This is a genomic window from Rhizobium sp. GR12 (assembly GCF_036596185.1).
GTDB lineage: Bacteria > Pseudomonadota > Alphaproteobacteria > Rhizobiales > Rhizobiaceae > Agrobacterium > Agrobacterium nepotum.
This window is the reverse complement of record NZ_JASXTH010000002.1, coordinates 221,766-247,287: the sequence shown is the minus strand read 5'-3', so window position 1 is coordinate 247,287 and position 25,522 is coordinate 221,766. Positions and strand designations below refer to the sequence as shown.

The window sequence follows — 25,522 nt, the reverse complement described above, 5'->3', positions numbered from 1 at the left end:
GTGTGCGCCTGATGGAATTGCTGATTTCCCTCACCAGATCCGTTTGGTGAGGCCGTTCCACAGCCAGGTCCAGACTGCGGGTGGAAACCGCAGAACCGATTTTCCGGGTGAGGGCGGCTTTGGCGCAAGGCTGCCGGACAGGGCGTCCTCGATGGCGCTGACCGCAATATCGACAGAGGCGGCGGTCAGAAGCAGCGGGTAGGTGGCGATGGTATCGGAAGGCGAGGGTTTCAACCGCTTTTCATAAAGGGTGGCGCCGGTATCCACGCCCTTGTCGACCAGATGCACGGTTGCGCCGAAATTGCCCCGGTCCTTTTCCACCAGCGCCCAATAACCGCCCATCTGGCCACGATAGGCCGGATTGATGCCGGCGTGGAAATTGATGACCGGGCATTGCAGGACTTGAAGCGTCGCTGGCGTCAGCAGGCGGCAGGAGATGGTGAAGATCGCCGCCGGTTTCAGCCGGTTGACGGCATCGTGGCATTCCTCGTCGTTCAGAGAGGCAACATGCGTGACGGGAACGGCGTGACCAAGATCGGAAGACAGCCCATGCTCGGCGATGATCTCGTTGGTTCTGCGAACCGTGAGGCGTTTGCCGAGCCGGGAGGCGATCATCGTCGCCATCTGGCCCGCAGCCGCGACCCAGCCGAGCCGCCGCGCCCGTCTCTTCAAAATCGTGGATTTGCTTTCCGGCTGCTCTACAAGAACATGGATATCCGGAAAACGGGCGGCCAGCGCGTTGATCATGACATTGGGGTTCAGGCCGCCTGCCGTCATGACCAGTAGCCGATTGTTTATCTCAGTCATGTCGCCCACACGATTTTCCCGAATGATGATCCAAGCGCCGAGTGTCCTCTGCTAACTTCAAAACCGTGTTAATTTTCACCGACTGGATTTTTTGAAATGCCGCTGGAACCGATTTTTGGGATTCACGTTATTGTGACGCATATTACATCGGCGCTTGCCGTGGACGGCAAGTCATAGGGGAGTAGTTTCACATGATCACACGCATTCTTTCGACCGTTTTTGTGGCTTTGCTGACCGTCGTAACCTTGAGTTCCTGCGGCAACACCATTCGTGGCATGGGCCGCGATACGGCGAACGCCGTCGATGCGACACAGGACGCCGGACATCGCGTCGATCGTGCAGCGCGTCGCTAACGGGCATCTCCCCATAAAATCCGGCGCCATCCGAACTTCGGCTGGCGCCTTTTCTTTGACCGCATTTCACCGTCAAAGTTCATGTTGTAAGAATCGCACCATCTATACGGGCGAGAAGACATGAGCGGACGATCTATGAAAAGACTGATGAGGTTGCTGCTGCCATTGCTGTTGCCGTTTTCGGCTGAGGCGGGCGGTCAGGCTGATTTCTGCACGACCATGGAACATGCGGGTGGGCGTTATACCGTCTGCAGTTTCGATCCGGCGAAAAGCACGATCCGGATCTACGACCGCGATCATGTCTCCGGTCAGGGATATCGTTCCTTCTCCGATCTTTCCTCTGCCCTTTGGCGGCAGCACATGTTCAGCGTCTTCGCCATGAATGGCGGCATGTATCATTCCGACTATTCGCCCGTCGGTCTCTTCATTGAAAACGGCGTCGAACGTTCGCCAATCAGCACAGGCGGCGGCTGGGGCAATTTTCATCTTCTGCCGAACGGCATCTTTTATCTGAAGGACGCCACGGCCGGCGTGCTGGAAACGCAGGCCTATCTGGCGGCCGGCCTGAAACCGGATTTCGCCACCCAGTCCGGGCCGATGCTGGTGATCGACGGAAAGCTGCATCCGCGATTTCTGCCCGATAGCGACAGCCTGAAGCGTCGCAACGGTGTTGGCGTCTCGCGCGACGGCATGGTGCATTTCGCGATTTCGGAAAACACCGTGCGCTTTTACGATTTCGCCACGCTGTTCAGGGATGTGCTGGATGCGCCCAATGCGCTTTATCTAGACGGCACGATTTCCAGCGTCGATATTCCCGCGATGAAAAGGCGGGATTCGCTGTTTCCCATGGGGCCGATCATCGCCGTCGTCGACAGGGTGCCCGACTAAATCAGATCGGCGCCCTGGGATAGGCTTTTTCGAGACCCGCCGATGCCGTCAGCCCCTTGCGGAAGGCCAGATAGGCGGGGTGCTGGCTGGCTTTTGCCGCTTCCATCAGACGGATCTGCAAACGTACGGGTGCGTTACCGCCGAGCCATTCGCCCGCCGCCTCCAGTTTCAGGCTGTTGAGGAAGGGGGCGTCGGCCTGCCTGTCGAGATAGAGGTTGAGACCGGCGAGCAGGTTTTCATCCTGAAGCACGTTTTCCATCAAAAGCAGCACCCACGCCTTGTCCTCGCTTGCAAGCGAGGCAAGTCTGGATGCGACCGTGTCGCGATCGGGAAAGGAAGATGTCTGCTGCATGAAATGACGAACCCCGTTGCCTCCGTTGAGTCGATAAGCCAGGGGCGGCCAGCTTTCAAGCTAGAACAATCCCGCCGGGGAAATTCCCCCTTAACGTGTCTGGCAGTGCGGTTTTCAACAGGCGTTTGTGCGAAGCCTTCATAAATCGGTTATACTTTGGTTCAAATTGAGGCGGATGGCAAAAACGGCAATCCGGAAGCCCGGTTCTAACGCCTTGTTTTTTCACATACCTATGCAATTGGCGAATGGCAGCCCGTCAAAAACGCCTTCATTTAGCCGCTTTTTGCATTTGCGTTCTGCGCCGGATTTTAATAAATGCTTCCCCCAACGGGCTAGGTCTTGAAGATCGCCCGGAGAGTGAATAGCTGGAGTAATCATGGAAGAAACCGCTCAGAAATCCTGTTGGGCCGTCACCTTGCGCGCGCTTGCAGGCTTTGCCGCATTTCTCGCATTGACGTACATTTTTGGCAGCCCATAAGCACTTCTCCTGAATGACGGGTTTTGAAACGGCGCGGTTTTCCTTTGGAAACCGTGCTGTTTTCGTTTGTACGGCCGATATGTCGCAGCTGTACAAACCGCTGACGCTCTTTTGTGGCGATCCGTCCCGGCTTTGGATATGATGGCGGCGAAATCCATTATCACTCAGGGTAAACCTCATGTTTCTTTCGGTCTTCGACGTCTTCAAGATCGGTATCGGTCCTTCCAGTTCCCATACGATGGGACCGATGACGGCGGCGAACCGCTTTCTCGCGCTGATCCTTGGCGATGAATGGCCGCGTCCGGCGGGTGCGGCTGTTTCGCGCCTGAAAGTCAGCCTGCACGGCTCTCTGGCCTTCACCGGCATCGGCCATGGCACCGGGCGCGCGGTCATTCTCGGCCTGACGGGCGAGCGGCCGGACCTCGTCGATCCCGACGCCATGGACGCCATCATCGAGAAGGTGGAAAAGGCCGGCACCGTGTCGCCGCCCGGCCATCCTTCCTATGAGTTCCGGCCGGCCGAAGATCTGGTCTTCGACAAGAAGAACCCGCTGCCGGGCCATGCCAACGGCATGATCTTTTCCGCCTTCGACAATCAGGGCAGGCTGCTCCTCAAGCGTATCTATTATTCCGTCGGCGGCGGTTTCGTCGTCACCGATACGGAACTGGAGGCGATCAAGCAGCGTGGCAAAACCATCGATAACGGTTCACGCGTGCCTTATCCTTTCGCCACGGCGCGGGAAATGCTGGACATGGCGGGCCGTTCCGGCCGCACCATCGCCCAGATGAAACGCGCCAACGAGGAAACGGTGGTTTCCCGCGACGAGCTGAACGATCGGCTCGACCAGATCTGGGAGGCGATGAACGGCTGTATCGAGCGGGGGCTGAAGGTCGACGGCATCATGCCGGGCGGCCTGAAGGTGCGTCGCCGCGCCCGCTCCATCTATGAGAAGCTGAACGAGGAATGGCGCAGCAACCGGCTCAATCCTGTCATGGCGAATGACTGGCTCAGCGTCTATGCCATGGCCGTGAACGAGGAAAACGCCGCCGGCGGGCGCGTGGTCACCGCGCCGACCAATGGTGCTGCGGGCGTCGTTCCCGCCACCGTCCGGTATTTCCGGCATTTCCACGAGGATGCGAGTGTCGATGACGTCCGCGATTTTCTGCTGACGGCGGCCGCCATCGGCGGCATCATCAAGCACAATGCCTCCATCTCGGGTGCTGAAGTCGGCTGTCAGGGCGAGGTTGGGTCCGCTGCCGCGATGGCGGCGGCAGGCCTTGCCGCCGTCATGGGCGGTTCTCCCGAGCAGATTGAAAATGCCGCCGAAATCGCGCTCGAGCATCACCTTGGCATGACCTGCGATCCGATCGCCGGGCTGGTGCAGATACCCTGCATCGAGCGCAATGCGCTAGGTGCTGTGAAAGCGGTGACGGCGGCCTCGCTGGCGCTGAAGGGCGACGGCCAGCATTTCGTGCCGCTCGACGCCTGTATCGAAACCATGCGCCAGACCGGCAACGACATGAACGAGAAATACAAGGAAACCTCCACAGGCGGTCTTGCCGTCAACGTTGTGGAATGCTGAGCGGGCAGGGCGTCGGGCATGGTCCACATGCTTGACGCCCGCTGCAAAAAGGCATTGATAAGCATATGCCTCTACATCTTATAAAACTTTGCGTCGGTGCGGATTCACTCCAGGATTTGAGGGACTGGGTCGCGCATCGTTCGCTGACCGCGATTGCCGCAGGCCTTGAGCCGCACAGCGTTCACACCACCCGGATGCTTCCAAAACGTGTTGAAGAATTGCTGGACGGTGGTTCGCTTTATTGGGTCATCAAGGGGCAGGTGCAGGCGCGGCAGAAACTTCTCGATATCCGCTCCTTCAAGGGAGAAGACGGTATTTCTCGCTGCGATCTCATTCTCGGCCCCGAGGTGATCGAGACCTCGCCCGCACCGAAGCGGCCGTTTCAGGGCTGGCGTTACCTCAAGGACAACGAGGCCCCACGCGATCTCGGCGGCGGCGATTTCGGTGGCGAGGAGATGCCCTCCGACCTCAAGCGGGAACTGGCCGAGCTTGGTCTGCTCTGACGGTCAGAGCATGTGATGAAAATGAAAAAGCCGGCTTCCTTGCGGAGCCGGCTTTTTCATTTGGGGGAGACGGGTATTTTCGTTTGGTTGACTGGCTTCAGTTGATGCCGCCGACCGCATTGGTGGCGCGGCCATCCTGAATTTTCACCCAACGACCGGGATTGGCAGTGTCCTGGCGCTTCAGGTAGGTATATTCGGTCTCTGACCAGTTCATGACCTTGTTGCGCATGTTGTCGAGGACGAAGTCACCGCGATCGGTGCGAACGGTGAGCACCGCGTGGCCTTCGCCATTCGGCTGCAGAACCACCGTGATCAGCAGGTTGGCGGCGGAGAAGCCCTTGTTCATCAGCATCTTGCGCTTCAAAAGCACGAAGTCTTCACAATCGCCGACCGTGGTGGGATAGGCCCAGCGTTCTTCAACGCCGTAGATTTCCATGTCGGTCATCGGCGTGATCGTGGTGTTGACGGTATAATTGACGTCGAGCATCGTCTTCCAGCGCTCTTCGGTCAGCTTCATGGGGCCGTTATCCAGCGACGTCGGCTGGCATTCGCTCTGATAGGTCTGGCAGAACTCGTAGTGGCCGATCGGCGGGTTGGCCTTACCGATCACGCGCATGGCGGCAGACGGCGATGCGCTGGCCTGATGTGCGAAAGCGCTGACGATGAATGCGATCAGAAAGAAACCGAAACGGTTGTTTTTGTTCATTGCTTGTCTCCCCGTGTTGAGGAGACATTCGCAGGTATATTTTGACCCGGCGGAAATTTAGGTGAGGAAATTTGAGCTTATATTTCAGCAAATTAGCCGCTATTTTGAACAGTATTTGAGTGAGTTTTTACGCGTGTTTGAAGCAAGTTTTATTACAATTTTACGCATCTCGACCTTAGGTTTTTGGTAGCCATTTAGGCCGCTGTATTAAAAGCGGTTTTCGGCACAGAGATATTTTTGTGATCCTGGGTGGTTAGGCCGAGGAGCGTATCGAAGACGCGGATTTCTCGTTTTGGGATTGGTGTTTCAAGTCGGGGCAGGGCGAAAAGGCAGCGAAAAAAACTTCAAAAAAACTGTTTTTTCTTGGGAAAAGTGCCTCGAGCCGGTTTTTCCCGTGCGGTTTTGCGCGAGAACTAACGCGAAATGGAGCGCGTCAGGCGCCTTGACCGGACAGCACGGCATTCGGTTTCAACGGAACCGAGAATGCGGGAAAGTAGTATTTTAAACTGTCGGCGCAAATGCACGGGCTGCGTTTTTTGGACTGGAGCACTCTCTCCCGTCCTTCCGGCTCAAGGTCGGAATGACGGAAAGCGATAGCCGTGACGTTATCTGGCGAACGTAGCATTTGCCGCACAGATACATTGCTCCGCAGTGTTACTGGAAATGATCTAGAGAAATTCGATCAGGGCGTCGGGCGACTGGACACGGTCGAATTCGACCGCGACGCCTTCCATGAAGTGGCGAACGATCTTGCCGCTCATGTTCTTGCCGAGCTGGACCCTGGTTCCGAGCGGAGGCCGGTTTTCGATCTCGATGGCCGCACCTGACAGAGACAGGTCGATCAGGCGGCAGGCGAGAAGCACGCCGTCTTCCAGCACGAGATGTGCTCTCGTGTTGCGCGGCGTCAGGCGGTCGTGGCGGCGGTCTTCCGGCAGGCCGAGCAACTGGCGCTTGGCGATCCATGCGAGCTGGGCGGCGAGCTTTTCCCGTTTGCGCTCCGGCGCATTGATGGCGATGACGAAGCCCGATGCGGTGAGCGATGTCACCGCGCCTTCGATGCGACCGATATGCTGGAGATAGGCGATGACGCGATCGCCGTTGCGGGCGATACCAGAGCAGCTGAACTGCACTCTTTCGGCGGTCATCTCGGTCGCCGTGCAATCATATTCCTCATGGTCGGGCAACATCAGGCGGCCGGTGAAGGACACACGGACGGGATCGTCGAAGTGGGCTTCTTCAACTGGACGCAAGATTTGGGCAGTGTTGACCGAACGGGATGAGAACATGGACAGCGCAATTGTAACGAATGATGATGGGAAATCTCTACTCCGCCCGGGTTAACAGACTGTATTGTTTAACCCTTACAATTTTTCGGATCAGTAAAATCGTTACAGCTTTGACGTATTTCGTGCGAAATTGCGAGGTGGCTGCACGCCACGCACCTTCGCCATGCGGGGCGGGATGGGCCTGTCAAATGGGGTTACAGCGCGCGGCTTTGCAGCAGTTCCGAATTTGCAGGGCGTTCTTTCGGCGCAAGGTCCATGCGCAGCAGGCGGCTGCTTTTCATCAAAAGGCAGTTGATGGGCGCGGCGAATTCGTGGCGCGGCCTTTCCGGCAACAGCGCACCAAGCAGCCGTGGCGCGGCGTCATTATCGGAGCGCAGCGGCAGCAGCAGCATTTCGAATGCGAGCGGTGTGGCGCCATAGTCGTCCTCCGCTTCGATATCGAACACCACGGGTAACTGGTGTTGCAGGATGCCGCGTGCGACACGGCAGGGGAATGTGGCGTTTGCCGCCGGCCACAGTTCCGAAAACGGGCGATCCCGCAATTCCCGGCCGAACAGGTCGCAGAGACGCGTGCCGGCAAGGCGGAAGAACGGCACCTTCTCTCCCTTGTCCGCGAGGATGAAGAGGTCGCCGAGATGATGTTTCAGTTTCGCGGGATCGATGTCCTCGCGGCGAGGCGCGGATTTCTTGCCGCGCAACTCGTCCCAATAGGCATATATGTCCAGTCCGCCCATGCTCTTCATGGCATCGTTCTCCATGTTCGTTTTTGGGACATCATGTCCACCCGAACGTCTGTTCCTTGTGGTGTAGCGAATTTCATGCCAAGCGATTTTGTTAAGGTTAACAAATGGTTGAGATTGCGTGGCGACACCGGGCATGGCATCGCTGCGGCCATATCGGGGACAGGCTCCGGTCAGCACAATTGATGCCTCCCACCGTGGCTTTACGGCTGGAGCGCAAGCCGGACTGCCTCGGGTACAGGTGCTGGAACCGCTTGCGGTTTCGCATCGGACGCTCCCAAGTGTAGGACGGCTTTTTTTTCGCCCATGCTTCCTATATTGCTCGGAGGACGCAAATTTCCACGAAGACAGGGATGGAATCATGTCCAATGGCGACGGCGAACAGCCGCCGGTTTCGGAAACTTCGGAACCGAGAGAGGACGCACACAATCCCGTCTTCAACCTGCCGCCGCTTCTGGTCGGCATATTGGCGGCGCTGCTCGCCGCCTTCGTGGTTCCCGCCTATCTTCTGTCGGAGGATGGCAACGGCTGGTTCATCTTCACCTTCGGCTTCATTCCGCTGCGTTACGCAGTGCCTTTTTCCCAGCAGGGGCTGGAATGGCTCTGGACGCCGGTGACATATTCTTTCCTGCATGGCGGCATCGAGCATATTCTTTTTAACGGATTATGGCTGATGGCCTTTGGCGCGCCGGTTCTGCGCCGGATCGGAACGCTTCGCTTCGTGCTGTTATGGTGCATATCCGCCGCCGTTTCGGCCTTTGGCCACGCGGCGCTGAACTGGGGCGATGCCACGGTTCTGATCGGGGCGTCCGGCGTGGTTTCGGCGCTGATGGGCGCCGCATGCCGCTTCGCTTTCCCTTCACGGGGCGGCTACAGCGCTTCCTTCGGCCATCTGATGCCGAGGCAGAGCATCCTGGCGGCGCTTTCGAACAGGACCGTCCTGATCTTCACGCTGATGTGGCTTTTCGGCAATGTCCTGATCGCGGTCGGCGTGCCGCTTGTCGGCGATGTCGGTGGTGAAATCGCCTGGGATGCGCATGTCTTCGGCTTCTTGCTCGGCTTCCTCTTTTTCGGCCTGTTCGATCGTCCGATCCGGGAAAGTATTTCCGGTGAAAGTGCCGAATACCGGCTCTAGGGCGATCACGTTCCTTGTCGGCCGTGGCGCAAATTTGCTTGCGCAGGTCCCATCCGGGATTGCAATCAAACAGGCCTCAGCGCACCATGTTGCATGATTTGCAACCGCGAGGAGACTTCCTCGCGCTGCGGATTGCTGACAGGAGGAGGAAAGCATGGCAACATTCGTAAAAGATCTTCTCGACCGCAAAGGCCGGGATGTCGTGACCGTGGGTCCGGGCGTAAGCATCGGCGAGGCGGCGGGAACGCTGCACGCACACAAGATCGGTTCCGTCGTCGTGACGGATGCCGATGGCGTCGTTCTCGGCATTTTCACGGAACGCGATCTGGTGAAGGCCGTGGCGGGCCAGGGTGCCGCTGCTCTCCAGCTATCCGTCTCTGTGGCCATGACCAAGAATGTCATCCGCTGTCATCACAATTCCACCACCGACGAGTTGATGGAGATCATGACCGGCGGACGGTTCCGCCATATTCCGGTCGAAGAGAATGGCCGCCTTGCCGGCATCGTCTCCATCGGCGACGTGGTGAAGGCGCGGATCGGCGAGATCGAGGCCGAGGCCGAACATATCAAGGCCTATATCGCTGGATGAGGCCCGCGGCACTCGCAGCGATCTCGGTGGCCCTTGATCTCCGGTGTCTTGTAATCGGCAAAGATTTCTGATGCCGAAACTTCTCACATCCCTCATTCCTGTGACAAGCACATGGATGAGGGCTTGGGGTGTCTTCAGCGGCGGAAAGCCTGTTGCATACGCTCCAGTTCGGGAATGCGCGAGCGTGTTTCCTCGTATCCCCTGTCGATGGCTTCGCTGGCGCGATGGAATTCCGACAGGCCGATATCGTTGATGCGGGGATGCAGCATGAGGTCGGGCGGGTCGCCCGCCAGACGCGAGCGTGAAATCCGGTCCTGAATGATATTGAAGGCCTGCACCATGACGCCGGGCAGGCCGGGGCGTGGTGGGCTGTCCAGTGACGGCGCGGCTCCATTGGGCGGCGAGGAGGCGTGCTTGACCACGGCGGAACGGCCGAAGAGGTCGTAATTGAGATTGACGGCGACGACGAGCGCCTGCTCATAGGCCCGGCAGACCGAAACCGGCACGGGATTGACGAGCGCGCCGTCGATCAGGGTGCGGCCGTTGCATTGCACCGGTTCGAAAATGCCCGGCAGGGCATAGGATGAGCGAAGCGCGGTGACGAGGTCGCCCTGATGGATCCAGACCTCGTGGCCGGTGCGCAATTCCGTGGCGACGGCGATGAAAGGATGCTCGAGGTTTTCGACGCGCAGGCCTTCCAGATGTTCCTGCATGCGCTTGGTCAGCCGCATGCCGCCGAAGAGACCGCCGCCGCCGATCGTCAGATCGAGCAGGCCGGCGATGCGGCGCATCGTCAGCGAGCGGGCGAATTCCTCCAACTCATCGAGCTTGCCGGCCAGATAACAACCGCCGACCAGAGCCCCGATCGAGGTGCCGGCAATCATGCCGATCTTTACCCCGGCCTCGTCGAGCGCTCTCAAGACGCCGATATGGGCCCAGCCGCGCGCAGCCCCGCCGCCGAGTGCAAGCGCGATCCGGCGCGTATCAACGATTTCGTTGACGATGTTCTCGGGATTTCGAGGCGCGAGAGGATTGTGACGATTGCTTCCCCAGCCCAACATGATCGTGCACTCCCAGCCAGCTCCTCGGACCCGGTCTGTTCGTCTCCGAATCCTGAATTATTGGTAGCAAATTGGTGCGGCGGATGAAAGGTCGCCGTTCATGTGCCCGAATAGGTGCTCGCCGGATCGAAATGGCGGGTATCGTCGGTGATTTTGGTCACAGCATCGCCGTCGGCCAATTCAACCGTGCGGTAAAAGCAGGAGCGGCGGCCGGTATGGCAGGTTGCGTCATGACCGGCGACGGAAACCTTCAGCCACACGGCGTCCTGATCGCAATCGGTGCGGAATTCCTTCACCGTCTGCAAGTTGCCGGAGGTTTCGCCCTTCTTCCAGATTTTGTCGCGCGAACGGCTGTAATAGTGCGCGATGCCGGTTTCCAGCGTCAGCGACAGGGCTTCCGCATTCATATGGGCAACCATCAGCAATTCGCCGTCGCGCGCATCCGTGACCACGGCGGTGACGAGGCCGTGGGCATCGAATTTCGGCGAGAACAGGCCCGCATTTTCGAGCACTACCTTATCCGCAGGCGCGGACGGAAACGAAATGGACATTGCTACCCCGGGGAAAAGCGGAACCTTTAGCGGTTCCGCACCATGGTCATGAAGCGCACCTGCTCGGCCGGATCGTTCTTGAACGTGCCGGTGAAGCTGGTGGTGAGGGTCGTGGACCCCTGCTTGTTTACGCCGCGCATGGACATGCACATATGTTCTGCGTCGATCATGACGGCCACGCCACGCGGTTTCAGCGTTTCCTCGATGGATCTTGCGATCTGCGCGGTCATGTTTTCCTGCGTCTGCAGGCGGCGGCCGAAGATTTCGACGACGCGGGCGATCTTCGACAGGCCGAGTACGCGCCCGGCCGGAAGATAGGCGACATGCGCCTTGCCGACGATCGGCACCATGTGGTGTTCGCAATGGGAGAAGAAGGGGATGTCGCGCACCAGCACAACATCGTCATAACCGCCGACTTCCTCAAACGTCGTGCCGAGCACGTCCTGAACGTTCAGCTCATAACCGGCGAACAGCTCGCGATAGGCCTTGGCGACGCGCTTGGGCGTATCCAGAAGTCCTTCGCGGGCGGGGTTTTCTCCTGCCCAGCGCAGAAGAACACGAACTGCTTCTTCCGCTTCCGTCTGACTTGGGCGAGCCTCGGCCACATCGGGTTTTGCGCCAGCGCCGGGGAAATTCTTCACGATCGCATCCATTTCGTCTCTCCCGATACGGGTCAAGGCCGCACCTGAACTTTGTTTTTCGTCGCGGGGACTTTGCCCGCCATTGCTGCTATCTGGTTGTTTTACAGCATTTTGGCAAGTCCGATGCTAATATTTCGGTATCGGAGCCGTTAATAAGACAACAGCTTGATGTCCAGAAAGCTCGTTAGCATATAATGAGAATGAAGGGCAGGAAAGCTTCACTGCGACAAACGCTGTGTTTGAAAAATTCGACCTGTCCCGTTTTTGGGCATTCTTGAACGCGCCGGATACCTGACGATGGACGATATCTACAACAATCGAATTCTGGAATTCGCCGGAAATATTCCGCTGACCGGCGTGCTTGATGATGCCGATGCCAGCGCGGAAAAACACTCGCGGCTGTGCGGCTCCAAACTCAAGGTCTATCTGAAGGTCGAAGGCGGCATCGTCACGGCTTTTTCACACGAGGTTCGTGCCTGTGCGCTCGGCCAGGCCTCGGCCTCGATCATGGCGCATCATGTTATCGGCGCGTCCAGTCGCGAAATCCGGCAGGCGCGCGAAGACATGCTCGCCATGCTGAAACAGGGCGGCGAGGGGCCGAGCGGCCGTTTCGAGGATATGCGGGTGCTTTCACCCGTCCGGGATTTCAAGGCCCGCCACGCCTCAACCATGCTGACCTTCGAAGCCGTGGTCGACGCGCTCGACCAGATCGAAGCGCGGCCGGTTCTGAACGCTGCGGGTTAGGCGATGTGCGGTGAACAGGATTGTGGACATCAGAAGACGGCGGAAAAGGTCGGACGATCCCGTAACTGGGGCGGGGCCTTTGCGAAGACGCCGGGCCGCCTTTTCGGCGTCGGCTTCATTCGCCTCTATCAGCTGACATTGTCGGGTTTTGTCGGAAACTCCTGCCGCCATATCCCGACCTGTTCCGAATATGGTTATGAGGCCATTGCGCGCCACGGGCTATGGCCGGGCGGCTGGATGACGCTGTTCCGCGTCGCGCGTTGCGGCCCCGGCGGCACGAGCGGGCTGGACCCCGTTCCGGAAACGCTGGCCGTCAACAAACACTGGTGGACGCCCTGGCGTTATTGGACGCTGCACCGATGACTTATGTCGCCCTCCTGCACAGCATCGTGCTTGGCGCCGGCAAGCGGCTCATCATGGCCGATCTGCGTGAAATGGCGCAGGATCTGGGTTTTGGCGAGTGCAGGACGCTGGTCGCAACCGGTAATCTGGTCTTTCATGCACCGGCGGCCCCTGCGCGCGAAATCGAGGATGTGCTGGAGCGTGCCTTTGAAGAACGTTTCGGCAAACATGTGGATATTCTCGTTCGTTCGGATGGCGACTGGCTGGCATTGACGGCTGCTAACCCGTTTCCGGAGGGTAATCCGCCCGATGTCTGCATTCGGGTGATGCGCGAGCCGCTGAACGAGGATGTTCTCGGGTTTTTGGAGAAGTATCGCCAAAAGGAGAGGATCGCCGTTGTCGGCGGCGACCTTTGGATCGACTTTTGCGGCAAGCCGAGCGAGAGCCGGCTTCTCTCGGTGTTGACCACGAGGAGGCTTGGCATCGGCACGGCACGCAACGCCAATACCGTCAACGGAATTGCCGAAATGCTTCGTTGAATTGCCGTTCGCCTTTGACTGGAACGGGAAAATTCTTTATCAGCCTGCCTGCCCGTCTTGCGAGGAGGGCGTTCATTTTATTCCAACACCACCCGCATTCGTTGGCGGGACTGGATCAGGAGAAGTAGACCATGTCACAGACCGTTTCCCTTACATTCCCCGATGGTTCCGTACGCAGCTATCCCGCCGGCACGACCGGCCGCGAGGTCGCCGAATCCATCTCCAAATCGCTTGCGAAGAAGGCTGTCGCCATTGGGCTGGACGGCACTCTGCGCGATTTGTCCGAAGCAATCACCGATGGCAGAATCGAAATCGTCACGCGTGAGGACAGCCGCGCGCTGGAACTCATCCGCCACGATGCCGCCCACGTCATGGCCGAGGCCGTGCAGGAACTGTGGCCCGGCACGCAGGTGACGATCGGCCCGGTTATCGAGAACGGTTTCTATTACGACTTTGCCAAGAACGAACCTTTCACGCCGGAAGATCTGCCGAAGATCGAAAAGCGGATGAAGGAAATCATTCAGCGCAACAAGCCGTTTACCCGCGAAATCTGGCCGCGCGAGAAGGTGAAGGAAGTCTTCGCCGCCAAGGGCGAGAACTACAAGGTCGAGCTGGTCGACGCCATTCCCGAAGGTCAGGATCTGAAGATCTATTACCAGGGTGACTGGTTCGATCTTTGCCGCGGCCCGCATATGGCGTCGACGGGGCAGATCGGTACCGCCTTCAAACTTATGAAGGTGGCCGGCGCCTATTGGCGTGGCGACAGCAACAATGCGATGCTGTCGCGCATCTACGGCACCGCCTGGGCGACGCAGGAAGAGCTGGACAATTATCTGCATGTTCTGGCCGAAGCCGAGAAGCGCGACCACCGCCGTCTCGGCCGGGAAATGGACCTGTTCCATTTTCAGGAAGAGGGTCCGGGCGTCGTGTTCTGGCACGGCAAGGGCTGGCGCATGTTCCAGACGCTGACGGCCTATATGCGCCGGCGTCTCGCCAACACCTATCAGGAAGTCAACGCGCCGCAGGTGCTGGACAAGTCGCTGTGGGAAACCTCCGGTCACTGGGGTTGGTATCAGGAAAACATGTTCGCGGTTAAATCCGCCCATGCCTTTACCCATCCCGATGACGAGGATGCCGATCAGCGCGTCTTTGCCTTAAAGCCGATGAACTGCCCAGGTCACGTCCAGATCTTCAAGCATGGTCTGAAGTCTTACCGCGAAATGCCCGTGCGTCTTGCGGAATTCGGCAATGTTCATCGCTATGAGGCGTCGGGTGCGCTGCATGGGCTGATGCGCGTTCGCGGCTTCACGCAGGACGATGCGCATGTTTTCTGCACGGAAGAGCAGATGGCGGCGGAATGCCTGCGTATCAACGACCTGATCCTGTCGGTCTATGAAGATTTCGGTTTCAGCGAGATCGTCGTCAAGCTGTCCACCCGTCCGGACAAGCGCGTCGGTTCCGACGATCTGTGGGACCGCGCCGAAAGCGTGATGCTGGAGGTTCTGAAGACCATCGAGGAGCAGTCCGGCGGTCGCATCAAGACCGGTATTATGCCGGGTGAGGGTGCTTTCTACGGGCCGAAGTTCGAATATACGCTGAAGGACGCCATCGGCCGTGAATGGCAATGCGGCACGACGCAGGTGGACTTCAACCTGCCGGAACGTTTCGGCGCATTCTATATCGACCAGAACTCCGAAAAGACGCAGCCGGTGATGATCCATCGCGCCATCTGCGGCTCGATGGAGCGCTTCCTCGGTATCCTGATCGAGAACTTCGCCGGTCACATGCCGCTGTGGTTCGCGCCGCTTCAGGTCGTTGTGGCCACGATCACGTCGGATGCGGACGATTACGGCCGTGAAGTTGCCGAAGCGCTGCGCGAAGCGGGCATGGCGGTCGAGACCGACTTCCGCAACGAGAAGATCAACTACAAGGTCCGTGAGCACTCGGTGACCAAGGTTCCGGTCATCATCGTCTGCGGACGCAAGGAAGCGGAAGAGCGCACCGTCAACATCCGCCGTCTCGGTTCGCAGAACCAGACGCCGATGTCGCTCGAAGACGCGATTACAAGCCTCGTGGAAGAGGCGACCCCGCCGGATGTGAAACGCAAGCTTGCTGCGAAAAAGCGGATTGCCTGACAAAAACAACGGCCCCTTCGGGGGCCGTTTTCGTTTGGATGTGGTGCGGCACTGGCATAGGCAGCGCATTCACTTCCGTCACCCCGGACTTGATCCGGGGTCCAGTGCGATCAAGTCCTTGATCGCGAAAGAGTCTTCTCACGGCGCAGACGCGCCGTGGCTGGATGCCGGATCAAGTCCGGCATGACGGATAAGCTGTAGTGACGCCTACTCGAAATCGCCGGTCATGTCTTCCGGGGCCTGGTCCTTCATCAGCACTTCCACATCGGAGTCCCGACCGGAAGTGACCTTGAAGTTGCGCTGGTAGACCTTTTCCTTGTTGCGGGCGATGGCGGTATATTCGCCTTCCGCCAGAACCATGGTTGAAAACGCGCTGACGCTTTCGTTCACCACGTCGCCGCCGCCGTTCAGCACCGACCAGGCCGTATCGGCAATGGCCTCGCCGCCCTCTTCGGAGACGAGTTTCAGGGTGATCTGCGCTGCCTGATGCTGGAGGGTCGCCTCGGTCAGCTTGCCGGCTTCCACCTGGATATCGGCGCGCACGACCGCATTGACGTTGCCGTATTCGGAAACCACGTGATAGGTGCCGGCATTGAGGCGGACGATGGTGTTGGGCTTGATGTCGGCCATCACAAGGCCGCGCTCGCCATCCGGCCGGGCGTCCGACGAATAGATGGAAAATTTGAGCTGGTTGCCGGAAATCTGCTTGTCGGCGCCTGCGACCGCATTCAGCACGAAACCGCCGGCATCGAGAATCAGCACCTGTTTCTGGACATTGCCGGAACTTGGAACATTGAGTTTCTTGGTAACGCCCGCGCGTCCGAAGGCGACGTTGACGAAATATTCGCCGGGCACCAGATGAAACTGCGCCGAACCGCCCTCGGAACTTGCCAGCATCGGCAATTTTCCGTCAGCGCCGGGAATGGGGCTGAAGACGCGCCAGGAAAGGCCTTCCTTCACCGCTTCGCCTTCGCTTGTCAGCTTGGCTTCCATGGCGATATCGCGGCTGGTGGTTGCCGGGGCATTGGGGGCGGAAGGGGCGGTGAAAGCATTGAGTTTCGGCATTTTCGGCGTGCCGCCGAGCTGCTTGAAATCCTTGAAAGCGTCTTGCGAAAACGCTGCCTGTGATAAAACGGCGATCGCGGCGAACGCAATGGTCAGACGTGCCGCGAATTTGATTGCCGACATTTTCGATACCAATTGACTTCTTGATTTTCCCGGACCACTTCAAAACCAATGCCGTGGCTATTTCAAGGCCCATAATTTCGCGAAGACAGCAGAATGGAAGATTTTTGATCATGACAAGCGATATCAAGCTTCTCGACTATCTCAAGGTTCGCCGCTCCACACCCGCTTTGCAACTGAGCGAGCCGGGACCGTCGAAAGCAGGAATCGAGGAAATCCTGCGCCTTGCCGTGCGCGTGCCGGATCACGGCAAGCTGGCGCCCTGGCGTTTCGTCGTTTATCGCGGCGAAGATCGCGTGCGTCTCGGCGAGGCGGCGCTCCGGATCGCGCTTGAGAAGAACCCCGAACTGGACCTTCAGCAGCAGGACGCGGAGCGCACCCGGTTTACCCGCGCGCCTGTCGTCATCGCCGTCATCAGCACTGCCAAACCGCATTTCAAGATCCCGGAATGGGAACAGGTCATGTCCGCAGGTGCGGTGTGCCTCAACGTCATCTTCGCCGCCAATGCCAATGGTTATGCGGCAAACTGGCTGACGGAATGGCTTGCTTTCGACCCGGCCTTCCTGTCGGAACTGGGAATTGCCGCAGACGAGAAGGTCGCCGGATATATCCACATCGGTTCAACGACATTCCCGCCGGTGGAGCGGCCGCGGCCGGAGCTTGCCGACGTGGTCACCTGGGTTGGGGACGTCTGATGTTCTACACTACCGACAATAACCAGCACGGCCTGCCGCATGATCCTTTCAAGGCTATCGTCGCGCCCCGGCCGATCGGCTGGATCGGCTCGAAAGGCCGGGACGGCTCTCTCAACCTGTCGCCCTATTCGTTTTTCAACGCGATTTCGGACCGACCGAAGCTGGTGATGTTTTCCTCCAGTGGACGGAAAGACAGCCTGCGCAATGTCGAGGAGACCGGCGTCTTCACCGCCAACCTCGTCAGCCGCCACCTGATCGACCGAATGAACGCGTCTTCCGCACCAGTTGCCTATGATGTCGATGAATTCCGGCTGGCCGGTCTGACGGCAGTGGACGGGCGGGCGGTGGATGCGCCTTTCGTGGGTGAGGCGCTGGCCGTTCTGGAGTGCCGCATGACCGAGGTCATCCAGCTGAAGGACATCGACGGCAAGCCGTCGGATTCCTGGATGGTGCTGGGGCAGGTCATGGCGATCCATATCGACGATGCGATCATTCGCGATGGCCGCATCGATATGGGGCTCGCGCGTCCGGTGGCGCGCATGGGCTATATGGATTACTGCGACGGCGGCAGCGATGTCTTTCAGCTGCAGCGTCCTTCTACTGCGCCGCAAATATAGTTCTTCGCCGGCAACGGTTAAATTTTATGGTGAACCAAACGTAAACCATTTGCGCCTAAAGTTTTATACATGGTGGCGGCAATGATGCCGTCATCCATTGTTGCGAATGTGTTTCGAGGCTCAGGTGATCGTACAGGCATTTCTTCGCTGGTCTGAAAAGGCTGGATCGACCGAGCGGGCGAAGGCTGCCAATGCTCTCGGGCGCGCCTATCTGCATTCCGACATGGCGCGGGAAAACCGCGATGCCGCCTATATGGCGATGACCTATCTTCTTGACGATCCTTCGCCGCGTGTGCGGCTGGCGCTTGCCGAGGCGCTGGCGGATGCCCAGGATGCCCCGCGCGCCATTCTCGTTTCGCTTGCCGAAGACCAGCCGGAAATCGCCTGCACCGTGATCGCCCGTTCGCCGGTTCTCACCGAGGCTGATCTGGTCGATCTTGCCGGGCGCGGCGAAAGCCTCACCCGTGCCCTCATCGCCGCAAGGCCGCGTCTGCCGCGCGGCGTCTGCGCAGCGCTCGCCGAAGTCGGGGATTTGCCGGAAACGATCATCCTTCTTGAAAACGAAGATGCCTTCATCACGCCGTTTTCGTTGCGGCGTATTGCCCAACGCCACGGCTCGGACGCCGATATCCGCGCCCTGCTGCTTTACCGCGAGGCGCTGCCGGCCGATGCCCGCCATCTGCTGATGGGGCGCATAAGCGAGGCCTTGGCGGGTTCGGCGCTGGTCCATGCCCTGATCGCGCGCAACCGCGCCGACGGCATTTTCCGCGAAGCGGAAGATTCCGCCACCATCCTCATCGCCGGCAATGTTTCTTCGCCTGAATTGCCGGTGCTGGTGGAGCATCTGCGGCAGAAGCTGGAACTGACACCGGCGCTGCTCATCCACGCCGTCTGTTCGGGCAGGCTGGAGTTTTTCACGGCGGCCATGGTCAATCTCTCAGGCCTCGACGACCGCAAGGTGCGCGCCATTCTCGCAACCGGACGACCGCATGCGCTGAAAGCGCTGTTTCAGTCCGTCGGTCTTTTCGGCGATGTCGTTGACGTTTTCATGGAAGCGACGCTGATGTGGCGCCGTGCTGCCCGCTCGCATCTGGCGCAGGCCGCAGCTTCCGTCTCTGCCGAACTGCTTGCACATTTCCGCGAAGTTGACGGTTCCGAAACGCTTTTCGAACTGCTGCATGCCGTGCGCAAGCTCGCCATCGCCGAAGAGCGGCAGAAGGCGCGGAACTATGCGGAAGCGCTGACGGTCGAGGCGGCCTGAAGTTTACTTCTCGAAGCGTTTGGCAATCCACGAATAGCTGTTTTCCACCATTCTGACCGGCGTTCCGAGCAGGTGCTTCACGCCTTCGGTGGAGGGCAGTATCCGGCTGACGCGGCTGATCGCCTGTCGTGTCAGGCTCTCCTCTTCCTTCTGCGTCACCTGTTCGTCGGCCAAGGGCGTCCCGGTCGGTGCCGTGGCTGGCGGCGGGGGCGTATTGCCCGCCGTTTCCGGGGTCTGTTCGCCCGGTGTCTGGCACACGGCCACGACCACGGGATAGGACGCGTTGGCGTAGCGTTCCAGCTCCTTTTCCGACACCGCGTCGCAGAGTTCGATGCTCGCCCAGCGCTGCTGCGAGGTGGCGAGGTAATGGCAATCGGTCGCGCTGTCGTCGCAGCCGAGGAAGGTCATGAGAACGAGGGCTGTTTTCATGGTGTGTGTTGCCTCTGTCGGGAATTGTGCTCTAGAAACTCATCTATCCGGATTGCAGTGACATTACGACGAAATACGCATTTTTCCGATAGAAAGCAGGCATCGCATTGGCTACCGACATCAAGCTTGAAACACCCCGGCAGGAAGCGGTTCTGCGCCTCATCGATCTGTCGAATGTCTATATGGCATCGCTTTATCCCGCCGAGAGCAATCATCTCGTCGATATCGGCCAGCTGGAAAAGGACAATGTCTCCTTTTTCGTGGCCCGGCATGAGGGCAGGGTCGTCGGCTGCGGCGCGCTGGTGGAGGCGGGCGACGGCACGGCGGAGATCAAGCGCATGTTCGTCGATCCCGACGCCAGGGGGCTGCGGATCGGCAAGCTGATCATGGATACGCTTGTCGCGCGCGGCATCGAGCTTGGCCTATCAGCCATTCGGCTCGAAACCGGCATCAGCCAGCCGGAAGCGATCGGTCTTTATCGCAAGGCGGGTTTCGTCGAGATCGAGGCGTTTGCGCCCTACGGGCCGGATCCGCTGAGCATGTTCATGGAGAAGGCGCTTTAGCGCGAAAGCGTAGATAGATCGGGCAGTCCGGCGATGCGGATGTTTGAGGTATAAGCCGCAGCATCCACCCTACGTCACCCCGGACTAGGTCCGGGGTCCAGCGCGATCGAGTCTTCGATCGCGAGAGAGTCTTTTCACGGCGCTGACGCGCCGTGGCTGGATGCCGGATCTAGTCCGGCATGACGAAAGAGAGAATCGACCTTGATCGGTAGTCCGGCATTTAGGTAAACGCCCTTCACCGCAAGCTTTTGCGATCAAAACGCCGCTTTGCGAAACGCGGTCGTTTCGTTGCCGTCGTCTTCATGCGCAGCGATATCATCGCGCGGGTCTTTTTCAGCCGGAGGCGGCGGCGGAACTTCGGCGCTGGCGCCAGCGGAGATTTCCACTTCGCGTACCCATTCACGCCAGATCGCCACCAGCAGCGCCATCAGCACCGGGCCGATGAAGAGGCCGAGGAAGCCCATTGTCTTGACGCCACCGACGAGGCCGAAGAACGTCGGCAGGAAGGGCAGCTTGATCGGGCCGCCGACGAGTTTCGGGCGGATGGTCTTGTCGACAATGAAAAGCTCGACCGAACCCCAGATGAACAGCCCCAGCCCAAAGGCGGGGGAACCACTGGCGACCAGATAGATCGACACGAGGGTAAAGGAGAGCGGCGCGCCGCCCGGAATGAGCGCCATGACGCCGGTGAGCACACCGAGCGTGACGGGCGAGGGCACACCGGCGATCCAGTAGGCGATGCCGAGGATGATGCCTTCGCCGATGGCGATCAGCGTCATGCCTGTCACGGTGGAACTGATGGTGGCGGGCACGACGCGGGAGATACGCTCCCAGCGCGTCGGCAGGATACGCTCACCCACGAGATCGACCTGATGGGAGAAGCCGGCACCGTTGCGATAGACGAAGAACAGCGCGATCAACATGAACAGCAGGGTCAGCACGAGGTGGAACGCGCCGTTGCCGGCGGCAAGGATCGCCCGGTAGATATTGCCGATATTCGCGCCGCTGACGAGCTGGATCACTTCGCCGATGGCACCCGGTGTGCCGACATATTTCACCCATTGCTCGCCGAGCCAGGCGCCAACGCCGGGCAGCGCCGCTATCCAGTCCGGCACCGGAGCGCCCACCTTGTTGACATGCACCGCCCAGCCGAACCATTCGCGGATTTCGCTGGCCGTATAGGAGGCGGCGATGAAGATCGGCACCACGAGGAAGGCGAGGATGAGGATGATGGCGATGGTGGCGCCGAGCGTGGTATTGCCGCCCACCTGCCGCAGCAGCCGCGTATAGACCGGCCAGCTGGCAAAACCGATGACGAGGGCAGCGAGAACCGGAACCAGAAAGCCGTGGAAGAAATAGATGCCCGCAAGGGCGACGAGAACGAGCAGCCAGCGCGCAGCCGATATAGGCGGGATCAGGGCGATCCGCGTCGGGCTGGCGGGACCGAGCCATCTCGGTTCGCCATTTGGCTTACGGCTGTCAATGTTACTCACGGCAGGCTCTTTCTCGCATTCTCCCCGAAGGGTGCATTCACTCTGTCACACGGATACATATAGGTGCAATATAATTGGATCACATTACCGTTGTGTGTTTATCGCCTAGTCTATTGAACGATTTTGGTAAAAATAGAACATCGCTCTTGGCGCACGCATTGAAATATGACAATTGAACTCCGTTTTTATTGCGGCGCAAGGTTGCCGCCCCCGATCTCCAGGTCATGCCATGCTGCGACGTTTCTTCGCCTATTACCGCCCCTATCGCGGTCTGTTCATTCTCGATTTTTCCTGCGCGGTGCTGTCAGGCGTGCTCGAACTCGGCTTTCCGATGGCGGTGAAGGTCTTCGTCGACGTGCTGTTGCCGGGCGGTGAATGGGCCATCATTCTCGCCGCATCTGTCGGGCTGCTGGTTATTTATGTGCTGAATACCGGGCTGATGGCGACAGTCACCTACTGGGGACATATGCTCGGCATCAATATCGAGACCGACATGCGGCGTCTGGCTTTCGATCATCTGCAAAAGCTCTCCTTCCGTTATTTCGACAACCAGAAAACCGGCCATCTGGTCGGGCGGCTGACGAAGGATCTGGAAGAGATCGGCGAGGTGGCCCATCACGGCCCCGAGGACCTGTTCATCGCCATCATGACCTTCATCGGCGCATTTCTGCTGATGCTGTCGGTCAATGTGCAGCTGGCGCTCGTCACCGCCGCCGTCGTGCCCGTCACCGCCTGGGTGACGAGCCGTTACGGCGGCCGCATGACGCAGAATTTTCGCGCGCTTTACGGTCGCGTCGGTGATTTCAACGCCCGTATCGAGGAAAATGTCGGCGGCATGCGGGTGGTTCAGGCATTTGCCAATGAGGACCACGAGCGCGCGCTGTTTGAGAGGGACAACCAGAAATACCGCCGCACCAAGCTCGACGCCTACAAGATCATGGCGGCCAGCACCTCGCTCAGCTACATGAGCATGCGGCTGACGCAGATGATCGTGATGATCTGCGGCGCATGGTTCGTGCTGACCGGCAGCCTGACCGAAGGCGGCTTCGTCGGCTTCCTGCTTCTGGTCGGCGTGTTTTTCCGCCCGGTGGAAAAGATCAACTCTGTTATCGAGACCTATCCGAAGGGCATTGCCGGTTTCCGCCGCTTTACCGAGCTTCTGGATACCGCGCCTGACATCGTCGATGCGCCGGATGCGGTGGAAGCGCCGCTTCTTCGCGGCGAGATCGAATATCGCCATGTCGGTTTCGGTTATGCCGAGGACAAGCAGGTTCTTGATAATATCGACCTGAAGATCAGTGCGGGCGATACGGTTGCCTTCGTCGGGCCTTCGGGGGCGGGCAAAACGACGCTCTGCTCGCTGCTGCCGCGCTTTTACGATGTGACCAGCGGTGCAATCACGATTGACGGTATCGATATTCGAAAAATGAAACTCGCCTCGCTGCGCAACCAGATCGGCATTGTACAGCAGGATGTGTTCCTGTTCGGCGGCACGATCCGCGAGAATATCGAATATGGCCGGCTTGGCGCGTCTGACGTCGAAATCATGGATGCGGCGCGGCGCGCCCGGCTCGATGGCGTTATCGAGGCGATGCCGCTTGGGCTCGATACCGTGATCGGCGAGCGTGGCGTGAAATTGTCCGGCGGCCAGAAACAGCGCCTCGCCATTGCCCGCATGTTCCTCAAGAACCCGCCGATCCTCATTCTTGACGAGGCGACCTCGGCGCTCGACACGGAAACCGAGCGGGCCATCCAGCAATCGCTGACGGAGCTTGCCAAGGGCCGCACCACGCTCGTCATCGCCCACCGGCTGGCGACGATCCGCGATGCTTCGCGCATTGTGGTGGTGGACCAGACCGGCATCGCCGAAACCGGCGCGCATGCCGAGCTTCTGGCTGCAAAGGGCCAATATAGCCGCCTGCATGAGGCGCAGTTCAGCGGGCATCTTGCAGGCCTGAGCTGATGGGCGGTGCTTTCTGCGCCGCCGCTTAACCGCCGTTTTCGGCTGCCGTTTCCTCGACGATGCCGGGGTTCGGCTCCGGCTTGCCGGGATGGCTGGTGACGAGATAACCCATGGCGACCGCAGCGGCGACGATGAACAGCAGCACGATGCCGCTGATCGTCATCAGCCAGTCGCGTGGTCTTCGGTGCGCCATGATATATTTCGGCCATCGGCTCGGATGGTTCACCACGCTGAATTTATTGCCGTGTCGCATGAACTTCCCCGGACTATCGTTGCTTCGTGGAAGATAAACGCGGGCATGCGCGCCGCTGTTCCGCAACGGCGAGGGCCGGGGCGATGACAAGCCCGTGAGATTTCCACCTAACCGGCACGAATTGCGTTTGAACGGTCGTGCGCTTGTGACGTCGCATCCTTACACGCCCGCTTTCACGCCGGAGACGGGCGCTATGCCTTTCGCGAGTGCACCGCAACAAAAGTCCGCTTGCCAGTCTCTGCTCTTTATGAGAATGATTTGCAATTGCATCAAATCATTCTCCCAGTTGAAAGTCAGAATATGGACAAGCCTGTCTTTGGATGGCGGCGGAACGGCGACGATCTCTCGCTCTCCGACGTTCACAGCACGATCAGGGTCAACCCGAATGCCGGCACCTTTCGCCGGGCGATGGCGTTTTTCGGCCCCGGATATCTCGTCGCGGTCGGTTATATGGATCCCGGAAACTGGGCGACCTCGCTCGCCGGCGGTTCCAAGTTCGGTTACACGCTGCTGACGGTCGCGCTGATATCGAACATCATGGCCGTCGTTCTACAGGCGCTCTGTGCCCGTCTGGCGATTGCTTCCGGCCGCGATCTGGCTCAGGCCTGCCGCGATGCCTATCCGAAACCCGTGGCGATGGTGCTGTGGCTGATGGCCGAAATCGCCATTATTGCGACCGATATCGCCGAGGTTATCGGCACGGCGATCGGCCTCAACCTGATTTTTGGCATTCCGCTCGAACTTGGTGTCCTCATCACCGCGCTTGATGTGTTCCTGATCCTTTATCTGCAAAAGCTCGGCTTCCGCTGGGTGGAAGCGCTGGTCATCACGCTTCTCGGCGTCATCGCGGTGTGTTTCGCCATTCAGCTGGCGCTGGCCGATCCCGACTGGAACCAGGTGATCCGCGGTTTTGCGCCGACGACGGAGATCGTCACCAACCCTGAGATGCTCTATCTGGCGCTCGGTATTCTGGGCGCGACGGTGATGCCACATAATCTCTATTTGCATTCCGGCATCGTGCAGACGCGCGCCATCGGCGAGACGCTGGCCGAAAAACGGGAGGCGCTCAAATTTGCGACGCTCGATTCAACCATCGCCCTCACATTCGCCCTCGTCATCAACGCCGCGATCCTCATCCTGGCAGCGGCCACCTTCAACAAAACGGGCCAGACGAATGTTGCCGAATTGGGTGAAGCGCATAGTCTGCTCGCGCCGCTTCTCGGCCTTGCCATCGCGCCGACGCTGTTCGGGGTGGCGCTTTTGTGCTGCGGCATCAACTCCACCGTCACGGCAACGCTTGCGGGCCAGATTGTGATGGAGGGTTTCCTCAAGATGCGGCTCGCCCCCTGGCTGCGCCGGCTCATCACCCGCGGCATCGCCATCATCCCGGCCGCCGGTGTGACCATCGCCTTCGGCGACAGCGGTACAGGACAACTCCTGATCTTGACGCAGGTGGTGCTGAGCCTGCAACTCTCCTTCGCCGTCTTCCCGCTGGTCATGTTCACCTCAGACCGCGCCAAGATGGGCGAACTGCGCGCCCCGCGATGGCTCTCGGCGTTTGCATGGTTCATCGCGGTGGTGATCGCGGCGCTTAATGTGAAGTTGCTGTTTGATTTTGTGGGGTGAGGGGT

The 25,522-nt window shown here is 59.4% G+C and carries 29 protein-coding genes; 16 read left to right on the top strand and 13 right to left on the bottom strand.

All coding sequences use genetic code 11. The annotated features are described in order from the left end of the window. Positions 1-30 precede the first annotated feature (30 nt). Complete coding sequence (locus QSK43_RS04120) at positions 31-807, bottom strand: formyl transferase (protein ID WP_332302629.1); 777 nt, start codon at positions 805-807, stop codon at positions 31-33. Positions 808-998: 191 nt separating this feature from the next. On the opposite strand from QSK43_RS04120, the gene QSK43_RS04115 reads away from it, so the two are divergent. Both QSK43_RS04115 and QSK43_RS04110 read left to right on the top strand, forming a co-directional pair. Continuing rightward, entirely contained in the window at positions 999-1,160 is a 162-nt protein-coding gene (locus tag QSK43_RS04115; protein ID WP_045022653.1) for an entericidin A/B family lipoprotein, read from the top strand. Positions 1,161-1,280: 120 nt separating this feature from the next. Then, complete coding sequence (locus tag QSK43_RS04110; RefSeq protein WP_442967777.1) at positions 1,281-2,048, top strand: phosphodiester glycosidase family protein; 768 nt, start codon at positions 1,281-1,283, stop codon at positions 2,046-2,048. Position 2,049: 1 nt separating this feature from the next. On the opposite strand, the gene QSK43_RS04105 is transcribed toward QSK43_RS04110, so the two are convergent. Beyond that, a complete protein-coding gene (locus QSK43_RS04105; protein ID WP_332302412.1) occupies positions 2,050-2,400 on the bottom strand; it encodes a hypothetical protein in 351 nt (116 codons plus the stop codon). A gap of 268 nt (positions 2,401-2,668) precedes the next feature. Next, positions 2,669-3,058, bottom strand: coding sequence for a hypothetical protein (locus tag QSK43_RS04100; protein ID WP_332302411.1), 390 nt, complete (start codon positions 3,056-3,058; stop codon positions 2,669-2,671). Here QSK43_RS04100 and QSK43_RS04095 point away from each other — a divergent pair. Then, complete coding sequence (locus tag QSK43_RS04095) at positions 3,057-4,460, top strand: L-serine ammonia-lyase (protein ID WP_045022648.1); 1,404 nt, start codon at positions 3,057-3,059, stop codon at positions 4,458-4,460. The genes QSK43_RS04100 and QSK43_RS04095 overlap by 2 nt on opposite strands. 65 nt (positions 4,461-4,525) lie before the next feature. Further along, positions 4,526-4,963: a DUF1489 family protein gene (locus tag QSK43_RS04090; RefSeq protein ID WP_045022646.1), complete on the top strand. Its 438-nt coding sequence runs from the start codon at positions 4,526-4,528 to the stop codon at positions 4,961-4,963. Between the two features lie 97 nt (positions 4,964-5,060). On the opposite strand, the gene QSK43_RS04085 is transcribed toward QSK43_RS04090, so the two are convergent. The 3 genes from QSK43_RS04085 to QSK43_RS04075 form a co-directional block, all read right to left on the bottom strand. Then, on the bottom strand, positions 5,061-5,669 hold the full coding sequence (locus tag QSK43_RS04085; RefSeq protein WP_332302410.1) for a transglutaminase-like cysteine peptidase: 609 nt from the start codon (positions 5,667-5,669) through the stop codon (positions 5,061-5,063). Positions 5,670-6,337: 668 nt separating this feature from the next. Beyond that, positions 6,338-6,955 (bottom strand): PilZ domain-containing protein, encoded by a 618-nt coding sequence (locus QSK43_RS04080; RefSeq protein ID WP_332302409.1) that lies wholly within the window; start codon positions 6,953-6,955, stop codon positions 6,338-6,340. Between the two features lie 194 nt (positions 6,956-7,149). Then, positions 7,150-7,698, bottom strand: a complete 549-nt coding sequence (locus QSK43_RS04075; RefSeq protein WP_332302408.1) for a PAS domain-containing protein — start codon at positions 7,696-7,698, stop codon at positions 7,150-7,152. 358 nt (positions 7,699-8,056) lie between these two features. Here QSK43_RS04075 and QSK43_RS04070 point away from each other — a divergent pair, with 358 nt between their 5' ends. Then, positions 8,057-8,830 (top strand): rhomboid family intramembrane serine protease, encoded by a 774-nt coding sequence (locus QSK43_RS04070; protein ID WP_332302407.1) that lies wholly within the window; start codon positions 8,057-8,059, stop codon positions 8,828-8,830. A 154-nt stretch (positions 8,831-8,984) separates the two neighbouring features. Continuing rightward, positions 8,985-9,419 (top strand): CBS domain-containing protein, encoded by a 435-nt coding sequence (locus tag QSK43_RS04065; protein WP_045022640.1) that lies wholly within the window; start codon positions 8,985-8,987, stop codon positions 9,417-9,419. Positions 9,420-9,553: 134 nt separating this feature from the next. On the opposite strand, the gene QSK43_RS04060 is transcribed toward QSK43_RS04065, so the two are convergent. From QSK43_RS04060 to folE, 3 genes are all read right to left on the bottom strand, one after another. Continuing rightward, complete coding sequence (locus tag QSK43_RS04060) at positions 9,554-10,480, bottom strand: patatin-like phospholipase family protein (protein ID WP_045022639.1); 927 nt, start codon at positions 10,478-10,480, stop codon at positions 9,554-9,556. Between the two features lie 98 nt (positions 10,481-10,578). Further along, a complete protein-coding gene (hisI, locus tag QSK43_RS04055) occupies positions 10,579-11,031 on the bottom strand; it encodes a phosphoribosyl-AMP cyclohydrolase (protein WP_332302406.1) in 453 nt (150 codons plus the stop codon). A gap of 26 nt (positions 11,032-11,057) precedes the next feature. Further along, entirely contained in the window at positions 11,058-11,684 is a 627-nt protein-coding gene (folE, locus tag QSK43_RS04050; protein WP_003515674.1) for a GTP cyclohydrolase I FolE, read from the bottom strand. A gap of 285 nt (positions 11,685-11,969) precedes the next feature. Here folE and QSK43_RS04045 point away from each other — a divergent pair, with 285 nt between their 5' ends. From QSK43_RS04045 to thrS, 4 genes are all read left to right on the top strand, one after another. After that, a complete protein-coding gene (locus QSK43_RS04045) occupies positions 11,970-12,416 on the top strand; it encodes an iron-sulfur cluster assembly scaffold protein (protein ID WP_332302405.1) in 447 nt (148 codons plus the stop codon). Between the two features lie 3 nt (positions 12,417-12,419). After that, complete coding sequence (yidD, locus tag QSK43_RS04040) at positions 12,420-12,779, top strand: membrane protein insertion efficiency factor YidD (protein ID WP_332302404.1); 360 nt, start codon at positions 12,420-12,422, stop codon at positions 12,777-12,779. Further along, on the top strand, positions 12,776-13,297 hold the full coding sequence (locus QSK43_RS04035; RefSeq protein ID WP_332302403.1) for a DUF1697 domain-containing protein: 522 nt from the start codon (positions 12,776-12,778) through the stop codon (positions 13,295-13,297). Before yidD ends, QSK43_RS04035 begins: the two co-directional genes overlap by 4 nt. 131 nt (positions 13,298-13,428) lie before the next feature. Continuing rightward, complete coding sequence (thrS, locus tag QSK43_RS04030; protein WP_332302402.1) at positions 13,429-15,432, top strand: threonine--tRNA ligase; 2,004 nt, start codon at positions 13,429-13,431, stop codon at positions 15,430-15,432. 207 nt (positions 15,433-15,639) lie between these two features. Here the strand turns inward: thrS and QSK43_RS04025 are convergent, their stop codons facing one another. Beyond that, positions 15,640-16,620, bottom strand: coding sequence for a hypothetical protein (locus QSK43_RS04025; protein WP_045022630.1), 981 nt, complete (start codon positions 16,618-16,620; stop codon positions 15,640-15,642). 110 nt (positions 16,621-16,730) lie between these two features. Between QSK43_RS04025 and QSK43_RS04020 the strand changes: the two genes are divergently transcribed. The 3 genes from QSK43_RS04020 to QSK43_RS04010 all read left to right on the top strand — a co-directional run bounded on the left by QSK43_RS04020 (position 16,731) and on the right by QSK43_RS04010 (position 19,190). Continuing rightward, the gene (locus QSK43_RS04020; RefSeq protein WP_332302401.1) at positions 16,731-17,312 is read left to right on the top strand and encodes a nitroreductase family protein; all 582 of its coding nucleotides are present in this window, start codon (positions 16,731-16,733) and stop codon (positions 17,310-17,312) included. Then, positions 17,312-17,929 carry a flavin reductase family protein gene (locus QSK43_RS04015; RefSeq protein WP_332302400.1) on the top strand — a complete coding sequence of 206 codons (618 nt, stop codon included), beginning with the start codon at positions 17,312-17,314 and terminating at the stop codon, positions 17,927-17,929. Before QSK43_RS04020 ends, QSK43_RS04015 begins: the two co-directional genes overlap by 1 nt. 106 nt (positions 17,930-18,035) lie before the next feature. After that, positions 18,036-19,190: a DUF2336 domain-containing protein gene (locus QSK43_RS04010; protein WP_332302399.1), complete on the top strand. Its 1,155-nt coding sequence runs from the start codon at positions 18,036-18,038 to the stop codon at positions 19,188-19,190. A gap of 3 nt (positions 19,191-19,193) precedes the next feature. On the opposite strand, the gene QSK43_RS04005 is transcribed toward QSK43_RS04010, so the two are convergent. After that, positions 19,194-19,619 (bottom strand): hypothetical protein, encoded by a 426-nt coding sequence (locus QSK43_RS04005; RefSeq protein ID WP_045022624.1) that lies wholly within the window; start codon positions 19,617-19,619, stop codon positions 19,194-19,196. A gap of 107 nt (positions 19,620-19,726) precedes the next feature. Here QSK43_RS04005 and QSK43_RS04000 point away from each other — a divergent pair, with 107 nt between their 5' ends. After that, positions 19,727-20,182 carry a GNAT family N-acetyltransferase gene (locus QSK43_RS04000; protein ID WP_045022623.1) on the top strand — a complete coding sequence of 152 codons (456 nt, stop codon included), beginning with the start codon at positions 19,727-19,729 and terminating at the stop codon, positions 20,180-20,182. A 254-nt stretch (positions 20,183-20,436) separates the two neighbouring features. Here QSK43_RS04000 and QSK43_RS03995 read toward each other — a convergent pair whose 3' ends face one another. Beyond that, positions 20,437-21,675 (bottom strand): AI-2E family transporter, encoded by a 1,239-nt coding sequence (locus QSK43_RS03995; RefSeq protein ID WP_332302398.1) that lies wholly within the window; start codon positions 21,673-21,675, stop codon positions 20,437-20,439. A 229-nt stretch (positions 21,676-21,904) separates the two neighbouring features. On the opposite strand from QSK43_RS03995, the gene QSK43_RS03990 reads away from it, so the two are divergent. Continuing rightward, the gene (locus QSK43_RS03990) at positions 21,905-23,638 is read left to right on the top strand and encodes an ABC transporter ATP-binding protein (protein ID WP_332302397.1); all 1,734 of its coding nucleotides are present in this window, start codon (positions 21,905-21,907) and stop codon (positions 23,636-23,638) included. Between the two features lie 25 nt (positions 23,639-23,663). Here the strand turns inward: QSK43_RS03990 and QSK43_RS03985 are convergent, their stop codons facing one another. Beyond that, on the bottom strand, positions 23,664-23,891 hold the full coding sequence (locus QSK43_RS03985; protein WP_332302396.1) for a hypothetical protein: 228 nt from the start codon (positions 23,889-23,891) through the stop codon (positions 23,664-23,666). Positions 23,892-24,191: 300 nt separating this feature from the next. Here QSK43_RS03985 and QSK43_RS03980 point away from each other — a divergent pair, with 300 nt between their 5' ends. Beyond that, positions 24,192-25,517, top strand: a complete 1,326-nt coding sequence (locus QSK43_RS03980) for an Nramp family divalent metal transporter (protein WP_332302395.1) — start codon at positions 24,192-24,194, stop codon at positions 25,515-25,517. Positions 25,518-25,522 lie beyond the last annotated feature (5 nt).